The sequence below is a fragment of the Shewanella sp. CAL98-MNA-CIBAN-0140 genome (assembly GCF_040309905.1).
Classification (GTDB): domain Bacteria; phylum Pseudomonadota; class Gammaproteobacteria; order Enterobacterales; family Shewanellaceae; genus Shewanella; species Shewanella psychromarinicola.
In genome coordinates this window covers 109,316-119,695 of record NZ_JBEOPI010000012.1, presented here as the reverse complement: position 1 = coordinate 119,695, position 10,380 = coordinate 109,316, and the positions used below count along the sequence as shown (strand labels likewise).

General features: G+C 40.9%; 10 protein-coding genes and 1 pseudogene. 4 read left to right on the top strand and 7 right to left on the bottom strand.

Features of this window, described 5'->3' with window-relative positions; translation table 11 throughout:
• Positions 1 to 84 precede the first annotated feature (84 nt).
• The 7 genes and pseudogenes from AAEY93_RS08580 to speA form a co-directional block, all read right to left on the bottom strand.
• Positions 85 to 435, bottom strand: a complete 351-nt coding sequence (locus AAEY93_RS08580) for a DUF3802 family protein (protein WP_101031956.1) — start codon at positions 433 to 435, stop codon at positions 85 to 87.
• 83 nt (positions 436 to 518) lie between these two features.
• The gene (locus tag AAEY93_RS08575) at positions 519 to 1,094 is read right to left on the bottom strand and encodes a YceI family protein (RefSeq protein WP_101031957.1); all 576 of its coding nucleotides are present in this window, start codon (positions 1,092 to 1,094) and stop codon (positions 519 to 521) included.
• 50 nt (positions 1,095 to 1,144) lie between these two features.
• Positions 1,145 to 1,642 (bottom strand): YaiI/YqxD family protein, encoded by a 498-nt coding sequence (locus tag AAEY93_RS08570; RefSeq protein ID WP_101031958.1) that lies wholly within the window; start codon positions 1,640 to 1,642, stop codon positions 1,145 to 1,147.
• Positions 1,642 to 2,280, bottom strand: coding sequence for a pyridoxamine 5'-phosphate oxidase (pdxH, locus tag AAEY93_RS08565; protein WP_124011683.1), 639 nt, complete (start codon positions 2,278 to 2,280; stop codon positions 1,642 to 1,644). Before pdxH ends, AAEY93_RS08570 begins: the two co-directional genes overlap by 1 nt.
• Before the next feature lie 101 nt (positions 2,281 to 2,381).
• Positions 2,382 to 2,990 (bottom strand): annotated as a pseudogene (locus tag AAEY93_RS08560) (arginase family protein).
• Positions 2,991 to 3,021: 31 nt separating this feature from the next.
• Positions 3,022 to 3,951 carry an adenosylmethionine decarboxylase gene (locus tag AAEY93_RS08555; RefSeq protein ID WP_124011684.1) on the bottom strand — a complete coding sequence of 310 codons (930 nt, stop codon included), beginning with the start codon at positions 3,949 to 3,951 and terminating at the stop codon, positions 3,022 to 3,024.
• A 73-nt stretch (positions 3,952 to 4,024) separates the two neighbouring features.
• Positions 4,025 to 5,935, bottom strand: a complete 1,911-nt coding sequence (gene speA, locus AAEY93_RS08550; RefSeq protein ID WP_101031961.1) for a biosynthetic arginine decarboxylase — start codon at positions 5,933 to 5,935, stop codon at positions 4,025 to 4,027.
• Between the two features lie 584 nt (positions 5,936 to 6,519).
• Here speA and AAEY93_RS08545 point away from each other — a divergent pair.
• The 4 genes from AAEY93_RS08545 to AAEY93_RS08530 all read left to right on the top strand — a co-directional run bounded on the left by AAEY93_RS08545 (position 6,520) and on the right by AAEY93_RS08530 (position 9,881).
• Positions 6,520 to 7,353, top strand: coding sequence for a CvfB family protein (locus AAEY93_RS08545; RefSeq protein ID WP_101031962.1), 834 nt, complete (start codon positions 6,520 to 6,522; stop codon positions 7,351 to 7,353).
• A gap of 105 nt (positions 7,354 to 7,458) precedes the next feature.
• The gene (locus AAEY93_RS08540) at positions 7,459 to 8,112 is read left to right on the top strand and encodes a YceH family protein (protein ID WP_124011685.1); all 654 of its coding nucleotides are present in this window, start codon (positions 7,459 to 7,461) and stop codon (positions 8,110 to 8,112) included.
• A 39-nt stretch (positions 8,113 to 8,151) separates the two neighbouring features.
• On the top strand, positions 8,152 to 8,985 hold the full coding sequence (locus AAEY93_RS08535) for an ABC transporter permease subunit (RefSeq protein WP_124011686.1): 834 nt from the start codon (positions 8,152 to 8,154) through the stop codon (positions 8,983 to 8,985).
• Complete coding sequence (locus AAEY93_RS08530; protein WP_351076132.1) at positions 8,982 to 9,881, top strand: ABC transporter ATP-binding protein; 900 nt, start codon at positions 8,982 to 8,984, stop codon at positions 9,879 to 9,881. The genes AAEY93_RS08535 and AAEY93_RS08530 overlap by 4 nt, the downstream gene beginning before the upstream one ends.
• Positions 9,882 to 10,380 lie beyond the last annotated feature (499 nt).

Here is a 10,380-nt window from a genome sequence, read left to right as displayed (position 1 = left end):
TATATATGACAGCAATCCTGTCCCTGTTATCGATGAGTTATACCTTGCAATACGGGAGGAGACCATATATGAGGTTAAGTAGATTTATCGCAACAGATGAGCAACTTCTTGATCAAATAAATTTTTAATCAAACCTGAAAACTCAGTAATAAAGATACTTTGTTCGGGTGTGGCTTGATGATTAGCAACAGAGGCTAAAATCTCTTCTAAGTCGTATACTATTGCATCAATTTCACGGATCACTATATTACGCTGAGCAAATGATAATTGCGGGTTTTGACCACATACCATAATGATCTGAGCAGATAACTGATCTTCAAACAGTTCCATAACAGTTTCCGTTGTATTTACGGTATTTTCAGACGACTCAAACAGCCCTAAATGTTCAGTTAAATACTGAATTAAATGCATGTAGCCGTCTTTGTCGGTAACCATTGTGCCCCACCTTTCTTAAACACTACTTAGCCGAAAATGGCTCTCAATCTTGATGATTGAAAGTCATTAACAACCACAGGTAACTATTGCGCTAAGGTTAGCACAAATGACACTGGCACTGCCAAGCTGATACTCGGCAAACCCGCCATTTCTTTAAGTTTTTCGACACCCGACACAAGGCCAAATTCATTTGCTTGAATAATCACTGGCGCTAAACTTGAAATCACCATTTTCTTGTCAGATAATTTAGCCACTAACACTTCAAAACTTTTTTGTTGTTTCTGACCATGTAGTGAAATGGTTGCTTCAACTTGGGTCGTTAGCGTGTCACCGACTTTTAATCCTGCCAACAATTTGGGATTAACCACCGCATCCAAGGTTAACTTTGGAAACTGCGCAACTTCAAACAACACAGTCTGCATTCGCTGATCACGAATTTCTATTCCGGTATCAACACTGGTTAAATCAATCGATAAAGAAAATGCACCCGCATCCGTTAATTCACCTGCAACTTGTTTAAAATGATGTACTTCGGCAATATCGGCTTTCTTAATCGAAATAAAGCTCACCCGAGAATGATCTTGATTGACTTGCCAATCGCCTGCCATCACAGATGTACTCAGCAAGCTCGCGGCTAAAAAAGGTAACCATTTTTTCATCATAAAGTCCTTTGTATAGAAAGTCAGATTAAGTATAGAGTAATATTTCGTTATATCTTGCTGGGGATCAATTTAGCCAACCATTTATCTAACGCTTGTGCAAACGCATGCTTATCCGTTTGCGAAAAACTATTCGGGCCGCCAGTATGTATGCCACTGCTACGCATTTCTTCCATAAAATCACGCATAGTCAGTATCTGTTTGATATTCTCAGCGGTATACACGGTACCACGAGGGTTCAATACTAGTGCACCTTTATCAACCGCATCTGACGCGAGAGGAATATCAGCGGTGACCACTAAATCCCCTTTGACAACTTGTTCAACAATGTAGTTGTCTGCTTCATCAAAACCGGAACTCACTCGGATCATGCTAATTAACGGTGATCTTGGCACGTTAATCATTTGATTAGCCACTAACACCAATTGAATCGACTTACGCTCAGATGCCCGAAACAACATCTCTTTCACTGGATTGGGACAAGCATCAGCATCAACCCAGATTTTATTGGTTATCACCGCTAAAGGCTCCACTTCATTAACATTCATTAAGGTGCCAACCGATCAATATTCCAATCAGCATCGGTTTTGGTATAAATAAATCTGTCATGTAAACGATGCTCACCTCCTTGCCAGAACTCGATACTGCTTGGACGGACTAAATATCCGCCCCAAAACTTAGGTAATGGCACTTCACCCTGAGCATATTTGGCCTTCATTTCGGCAAATTTCCCTTCCAGTGCTTGCCGCGCAGAAATCTTGCTCGATTGTTTGGATACCCATGCGGCAATTTGACTGTCTTTGGGTCTGGACATGAAGTATTTAGCCACATCCAATATAGATAATGGTTCCGCTTGCCCTAATACTGCCACTTGGCGATCAAGAGCATGCCAAGGAAACAGTACACTGATTTTACTGTTAACGGCTAATTGTTTTGCTTTGCGACTTTCTAGATTGGTAAAAAACACAAACCCTTTATCGTCAAATTTCTTCAGCAACACAATACGTTGAAATGGCTGACCATCCTCATCAACCGTTGCGATAGACATGGCTGTCGGATCGGTAAGTTGTGCCTCTGTGGCCTGTTGCATCCATTGTTCAAACAGATCCATCGGGTTAGTAGGCAAATTGGCCCGTCTTAATCCACCTTGGGTGTATTCACGGCGAATATCACTTAAATCACTCATATTGGCTCCTCATTAACCTTGCGAGATCTATTCTACGCTGAGCAGGCACAAAAAAGCCAACGTCAGCACGTTGGCGAATGTGCTTAATGATAAAGTTGAAATTACTTTTTAATTAAGCCCTTACCTTCTGCCCAGACATGCAGCATTTCAAGGCCCAGAGTCGCTCCTGCAAGCGCAGAATTTCAGCCGAATCGTATGATGGCGCCACTTCAACAACCATACCAACAACCTTCATACCACGTAATCCACGAATAATTTTCATTGCTTTATCACTGGTTTATCCGCCACAAACAGGCGTGCCATTGCCCGGAGCATTAGCCGGGTCTACACAATCAATGTCGAACGTGATGTATAACGGCATATCAACGACGCGAGCACGCACTTGTTCAACAATGTGTTGCGCCGTTGCGGCATCAACCACCTCAAAGCCGTGGCCTTCTTTGTGGTATTCGGTACGAATACCACTTTGTATTGAATGCTCAACATCAATCAATCCTTCACGCGGTGCACACTAAATTTACCGATGCTTGGCGAATGGCATTAGGCCCCATACGACCACCTGAACGACCTGTTGTTGCCATATAAAAAGGTAAACCAATCACTACCACGTCGGCATCAGACTCCGTTGGTTTAACATTCAGTGGCTGGCGTAAATACCCGAATGCGTTTGAAGAAAGCAAATAATCAGGTTTTTCTGCAAAAGTAGTCATAGACTATCAAAAAGATGGCAAATGCCGATAATTACAATAATGTAGGGTTCAGTACTTCTAAGCAATCTTGCTGATAGTGGCTGAAGTGTATGTTAAAACCTTGTTCGATTGTCATTGCGCACTGGCTTAAACACAAGTACTTTAAAAACTGCTTATTGGCAATATTACTATTAAAACCAATAATGTCGCAGCTGTTTGGCTGCAATAATCTTACTAGCTCAGCAAAGATATCAACCTGAGTTGTGGTGAGATCAATGTTGGTTTCAACACTCACATAAGAACTATTTTCTTGTGGTGTAATGTGTATTGTAAAATATTCACAACCCCGAATACCGTTGATTGAATAGCCTAGCGGGCTGAATAAATACTGATCAATACTAAAACCATTAAATAATTGTTCCAGTTGCAGCATCAGCCCAATTTGAACCATTGATTGCTGATCACCCCGTAAATAATCCGCTATCGGACCCGAAATATGATACATCAGCAGTTCATTGGTGGTATCAAACCGACTGGCTTGATACTCTTTATCGGTAGTAAAAGTATAGTGATGATGGCTATCTAAATGACCCATTCGGTGGGCCTGCCCCGCAATAAAATGCCTTAACCTAAGCACATCGTCGCCAAAAGAACTTGCTTGTAAATGGGCATAGTATTCGTTTTTGCGCTGATAACAAACATATGCAATAGCTTGTTCACCTAAACGTTCAATGCAGTAGCATGCTGATTCTACTAGCGAGCTAGTGCCGCAAGTGAGCATAACGAGTCGATCATCCCAAACAAATAAACTCGATTCACTCAGTAAATAAGCATCGCAATATTCATTACTTATGCTAGATAAAATATCTGCATTTGAGGCAGCAACAAGCCCCACCCAAAATGTTCGATCTAATGACCGTAATTTAGGGGCTGATGCATTAACGATAATCTCTAACTTTTTCTCTGAACCTTCAAAAAACATCTTAGCAACTTAAAAGCCTAGCGACCTGCGGTAACTAGGCTTTTTGAATAACAAGTTAATGTAGTAAATAAGATTAAAAATCTTCTAGGTAAGTGTAGCCTTTAAGCCCTAACTGTAACTCTTCTAGGATACTGGCGCGCTCTTCTTCAACAATATGTTGATTCACAAGCTCTTCATAGGTGCGCATAAAGTCTACCGCATCTAAATTCACATAACGTAGCACATCAGCTACCGTGTCGCCTTGTAAAACAGACTCAATCTGGCTTGATCCACGCTCATCGATACGCACAACAGCTGAGTTGGTATCACCGAACAAGTTATGCATATCACCCAAGATTTCTTGGTATGCCCCCACCATGAAAAAACCAATCAGGTATGGGCTGTCTGCGCTCCACGCTGGGACGGGTAAAGTTGTTTCAATTCCCTGACCGTCAACGTATTGATCAACAATACCATCAGAGTCACAGGTAATATCTAACATTACCGCACGGCGCTCTGGTGCTTTATCTAAACCCGATAAAGGCAACACAGGGAACACTTGATCAATACCCCATGCATCAGGTAATGACTGGAATAATGAGAAGTTAACGAAAAACTTGTCTGCTAATTTTTCATTCAATTCGTCAATCACGGGACGGTGATAACGATTATTGTTACTTAATAATCCCTTCACTTCATGGCAAACACGTAAATTGGCTTGTTCTGCCCAAGCTCGGTCAGCCAAACTTAATTGACCCACAGCAAACAATGAGTGTGCTTCAGCAATATCACTTTGGCTATCATGATAAATTTCAATAATCGCACGCTGATCATATCGACCGCTGATTTCTAACCAAGATTGCCACATGTTGTGCAATAATTGCGGCGCCTCTTCACTTGGTTCTTGAATATTTTCTGGTTGATACGCTTCAGTACCAATCACATCAGTAATTAACACCGCATGATGCGCCGTTAAATGGCGACCAGATTCAGAAATAATACGCGGCATTGGTTGCTCGTACTCATTACATAAATCGGTTAATACGTTGACGATATTGTTAGCATACTCATTTAAACCATAGTTCATTGAGTTATTGCTTTGGCTTCGTGTACCATCGTAGTCAACCGCTAACCCGCCGCCCACATCGAAACAATCAATGCTGGCACCGAGTTGGCGCAATTCACAGTAAAAACGGCCTGCTTCGCTTACACCTTGGCGAATGTCACGAATATTGGCAATTTGCGAACCTAAATGGAAGTGTAATAACTGGAGAGAATCCAGCATATTAGCACTTTTTAATTCAGCAATAACTTTCAACACTTGTGCTGCAGACAAACCAAATTTGGACTTTTCGCCACCGCTGGCTTGCCATTTGCCTTTACCTTGAAAAGCCAAACGCACACGTAAACCTAAACGTGGAGTGATCCCTAGCTTTTCAGCTTCAGCCAATACCATTTTAAGTTCCGACATTTTTTCAAGCACGATATAGACTTTATGGCCTAGCTTTTCGCCGATTAATGCTAAGCGAATATATTCTTTATCTTTGTAACCGTTACATACAATAACTGAACTGGCTTTTTGCGCCATCGCAAGAACTGCCATTAACTCTGGCTTACTGCCGGCTTCAAGTCCCAACTGTGGAACTTCTTTCGATTTTTGGCTGGCTAGAATTTCTTCAACCACCGTTTTTTGTTGGTTTACTTTAATCGGATAAACTAACAAATAATCATTTTGATAATCGTATTTCTTAATTGCATCATTAAATGCTTCGCATAGACTTTCCACTCTATGGTGTAAAATCTGCGGGAAACGGACTAGTACCGGTAACGAAACGCCTGCTTCAACCATACTATTGGCTAATTCATTTAAGCCAACTTTATGATCCGGATTTTGTGGGTTAGGTGACACTGTCACTTCACCATCTTCACTAATACCATAAAAACCTTGGCTCCAGTGAATCACGTTATAACCAGAGCGAGCATCTTCGATAGACCAATCAGACATAATTATTTTCCGTATTTGTATCAACGTTAGCAGCGCCCCCATCGGTAGCCACTGCTTGTTAAATAATCCAGATAACGCCGTAACGTTAACTCAGAAATTAACAGGTTTACCAGCACTTTCATCATGGCTGTATAACCTGTGACAGACGAAATAAGCACACAGCTAACGAGTTTTAGACTGCGCCGTATTGTTATCGTCTTTAGCACCTTTTACTGTCGAACATCTTACGCAGATATTTGCAAAGCATGCAAATATTGGTTGCTGAGCATGGGCTGAAGACTGTAACAAGTATTTTACTCATTAAGGGGTTCATTAGTTCACTTTTCAGCTCATACTTAACACATTTTCGACCTTTTTAAAAACGGCGCAATTAAAACCTGCAATCATGTGTAATGCAAGTTAATTACCGATTAATTTTGATAATAATTTGCCAACAATTCCCATGGTAAACATCGACAAAGACAGTGATAACAGCAAATGATTTTAGATAGCGATTAATTCACACAACGTGAGCGAATTTTACGTGTATAATTAAGTGTTTTTATTAAGATCATCTTTTCATTTTTATTAAAGTAGAGTCATTCATGATACAGATCGGTAAACGTTATTCATTAGAAGTCGTTAAACAAGTTAATTTTGGGGTTTATCTAAATGCTCAAGAGCTTGGACAAGTCTTGCTTCCTAATAAATTTGTCCCTACCGGTTGTAATGTCGGGGATATGGTCGATGTGTTTCTTTACCTAGATTCTGAAGACATTGTGATTGCCACCACCCAAAAATCTCTGGCCCAAGTAGGTGAATATGCTTATTTAAAAGTGATTGCCACTGGGCCTTTCGGTGCATTTTTAGATTGGGGTTTAGACAAAGATTTATTATTACCCTTTGGTGAGCAACACAAACCGGCAGAAGAAGGCCACTCATACTTAGTCTATGTCCATGCCAACCATGCCGATGAACGCATTATGGCATCCTCTAAACTGGATAAGTTTGTCGACAAAACTGAAGCACACTACACCCAAGGCGAACAAGTTAACTTGATCATCGGCGGCACGACAGATTTAGGTTATAAAGCCATTATCAATCACCTGCATTGGGGCGTTATTTACCAAAATGAAGTGTTTCAAAAACTTCGCTTTGGACAAAAGGTCACTGGTTTTATTAAAACCATCCGCAGTGATGGCAAAATTGATCTTGTACTGCAAAAAGGTGATAAAGACGAGCTGGATAAAAATGCCCGTTTGATCATCAATAAACTGCGCAGCGCGAACGGTTTTTTACCCTTACATGACAAAACGGATGCTGATGTCATTTATGACAAACTCGGCATGAGTAAAAAAGCCTTTAAAAAATCCATTGGCGGCTTATTTAAAGCCGGTGAGATCACCATCGAAACTGACGGTATTCGGTTAACTGTGTGAACAATATTCGATTAACTTGAGTAAACTAGTCCAATCCTTTGAGAAAAAGCATGCCTCTGTTATAAAAGTAATAGAATCATGCTTTTCATTAAAAGGATACTGTGTATGGAATTAACCCAACTAGAAGCTAGAGTTATCGGATGCTTGCTCGAAAAAGAACTCACGACTCCTGATCAATATCCTCTGTCATTAAATTCACTCGCCTTAGCATGTAATCAAAAAAGCAGTCGCGAACCGGTTATGTCACTGAGCGAATCTCAAGTACAAACGATAATAGATGAACTTACCCAAAAACGCTTAATCAGCGAGCAATCGGGTTTTGGCAGCCGAGTCGTAAAATATAAGCATCGCTTTTGTAATACCGAATTCAGTGAATTACAGTTAACCAGTGCTGAAGTCGCATTAATCTGTGTGTTATTACTTCGTGGCCCACAAACACCAGGGGAACTAAAAACCCGTACCAACCGACTCCACGAATTTACTGATATGTCGCAAGTTGAGACCGCATTGCTGGCGTTAAGCCAACGGGAAAAACCGTCAGTAGTGCAACTCGCTCGAGAAGCTAATAAACGTGATTGCCGCTTCCTTGAGTGCTTTAGTGGCAACGTCGACGACTATCAAGTGAATAGTAGTCACGCCATTGAGGTTTCTACTCACACTCAGCACTCTTTACAACCAAACGATCGGGTCACAGAGCTTGAGCAAAGAGTTGATTTACTCGAGCAAAAAATCGCGCAATTAGAGACGCTATTAAACTAATTTATGCTTTCCATTAACGGGTTAAGCAAGGGAATAGATATGGACCGTACCACCTCTCCGTCGACACTTACTCATATTGGGTTATTAGCCAAATATGAACTCACCAAACGTTTTAGTAATAAAAGCGGCATGATTTCATTAATTGCCTTTATGTTAATTTGGGCCATTTTATTGCTTTATCCTATTAAGAGTGCGTCTGAATTTATCATGCTGCCCAGCTTTAAAAACGTTACCGAAGCACTGTTTGGGCCTGGGAGTTTACGTCATCTCTTCGAATGGCCTGTGGCAGAATTTGCCGTGTTCTGGTTGGCGGCACTCTATCTGTTTCCAATGTTTAGTATTTTTATAGCAGCTGATCAATTTAGTTCAGATAAACAACGTGGTAGCTTGCGATTTCTAACATTAAGAGTCAGTCGTACTAGTTTGTTTTTTGGTCGTTTCTTAGGTCAAATGCTTATTCAGTTTATGTTGATCATCTTAACGCTATTAGCGACCATAGCACTGGCATCATCTCGTGATATATCATTATTATTGCCATCAATAACAACCAGTCTTTTAGTGATGGTTAACCTAGTGATTATATTACTGCCTTATACTGCTGCCATGGCGGTGCTATCATTACAAGCAAACTCAGCCAGGCAAGCAAGTATTTTTGCGATCATCTTATGGGCTGTTGTATCGATTGTTATCGCCATAGTGAATATGAATTTTCCACAACTCAGCTGGTTAAATTGGTGTCTTCCTGGCTCGCAAATTGCGAGTTTGATCAACACCCAAGGATTAAGTTCATTGGCACTTGCTCCCATTCCTTTACTGCAAACTGCAGTTATTTTATTTGTCGGTAAAGTCTTGATGAGTCGGAGCGCACTATGAGTATTATTCAATGTGACAACCTTTCTAAACAATATGCCAATAAACTTGCACTCGATAACGTATCGTTAACCTTGACTGAAGGTGCTCCTATCGCATTAGTGGGTCCCAATGGTGCCGGTAAAACCACCCTATTCAGTTTATTGTGCGGTTATATTCAACCCACCACAGGTAGTATTAGGATTTTAGGTCATAAGCCTGGTAGCAAAGCGCTACAGGGGCTGTTATCGGCATTACCACAAGATGCCGCATTAGACCCTAATTTTACGATTGTGTCGCAACTGCAGTTTTTCGCTCAATTGCAAGGCATGACAGTCGCGGCTGCCAAGCAAGAAGCGTTAAGAGTGCTTACTCTTGTGGATTTAACCGATTCCGCTGATGCCAAACCTAAAAGCTTAAGCCACGGCATGGGTAAACGGGTATCAATTGCTCAAGCACTGATGGGTTCACCCAAAATTGTATTACTCGATGAGCCGACAGCCGGACTTGATCCTGCCAATGCGAAAAAAATTCGGCAGATTGTTAAAGACTTATCCGGTAAGACGACTTTTGTGATCAGTTCACATAATCTTGATGAGCTTGAAAAACTATGCGACCAAGTTGTCTATCTTGAACATGGAAAACTGCAACAATCCGTCTCTATAAACGCCAGTCAAGCCACAGACTTCCTCACACTTACCATGAAACAGTGCGACATGGACAGTCTACATCAGCAGTTATTAGGCCTTAACGACATTATTGAAGTAAGACGAATTAGTGATGAGCAGTATGTAATCGAGTATCAAAAACAATCAAGCTTTACCCTTGAAATGCAGTTATTTGAGCTATTTACCACCCATCAGTGGCAATATAAGGCATTGCTTAAAGGCAGAACCTTAGAGGAAACCTTATTTTCTTAAGCCATCGTCATGGGTAAAACAACACTTTAATACTGACGAGAAATGGATTAGCGTTACCAAAAAGAGACTGAATAACCTGATGGCCCTAGTCAATGCCATTGCTTATTAATCTGTGATGACTCACCTAATTAATAAGCGATGGTATCCTTGCGCACATCAGTAATACATCTGGTCAGCATAATGCAAAACGATTTACACTCCCATCACTGAACACAGTAAATTCATTAATAATATTACCGCTAAGCCACTGCACAGCAAGTTCTGTCACCGTTAAATCCCCAGAACTGTATTTACTCTAAAACGACAAAAGTTTTCAAACAAATAATCTGAACAGCTACCCCCCTCACGGCAAGTGTTCTAAAACAATCGGTACTCTAACAACAAGTGCATTAAACTGAAAAGCCTCTTCACTCGCACCCCTTTGAATATCATTAATGCAAATAACCTCAACGTGAGCAAGAAGTAACACTGCTCGATATAAGTCAAAATAGTTTCAACG

Excerpts from the sequence above, each read along its gene's own strand:
- pdxH (WP_124011683.1), bottom strand. The coding sequence starts at position 2,280 with ATGAGTGATTTAAGTGATATTCGCCGTGAATACACCCAAGGTGGATTA.
- speA (WP_101031961.1), bottom strand. The coding sequence starts at position 5,935 with ATGTCTGATTGGTCTATCGAAGATGCTCGCTCTGGTTATAACGTGATT.
- AAEY93_RS08535 (WP_124011686.1), top strand. The coding sequence starts at position 8,152 with ATGGACCGTACCACCTCTCCGTCGACACTTACTCATATTGGGTTATTA.
- AAEY93_RS08530 (WP_351076132.1), top strand. The coding sequence starts at position 8,982 with ATGAGTATTATTCAATGTGACAACCTTTCTAAACAATATGCCAATAAA.
- AAEY93_RS08545 (WP_101031962.1), top strand. The coding sequence starts at position 6,520 with ATGATACAGATCGGTAAACGTTATTCATTAGAAGTCGTTAAACAAGTT.
- AAEY93_RS08555 (WP_124011684.1), bottom strand. The coding sequence starts at position 3,951 with ATGTTTTTTGAAGGTTCAGAGAAAAAGTTAGAGATTATCGTTAATGCA.
- AAEY93_RS08575 (WP_101031957.1), bottom strand. The coding sequence starts at position 1,094 with ATGAAAAAATGGTTACCTTTTTTAGCCGCGAGCTTGCTGAGTACATCT.
- AAEY93_RS08580 (WP_101031956.1), bottom strand. The coding sequence starts at position 435 with ATGGTTACCGACAAAGACGGCTACATGCATTTAATTCAGTATTTAACT.
- AAEY93_RS08540 (WP_124011685.1), top strand. The coding sequence starts at position 7,459 with ATGGAATTAACCCAACTAGAAGCTAGAGTTATCGGATGCTTGCTCGAA.
- AAEY93_RS08570 (WP_101031958.1), bottom strand. The coding sequence starts at position 1,642 with ATGAATGTTAATGAAGTGGAGCCTTTAGCGGTGATAACCAATAAAATC.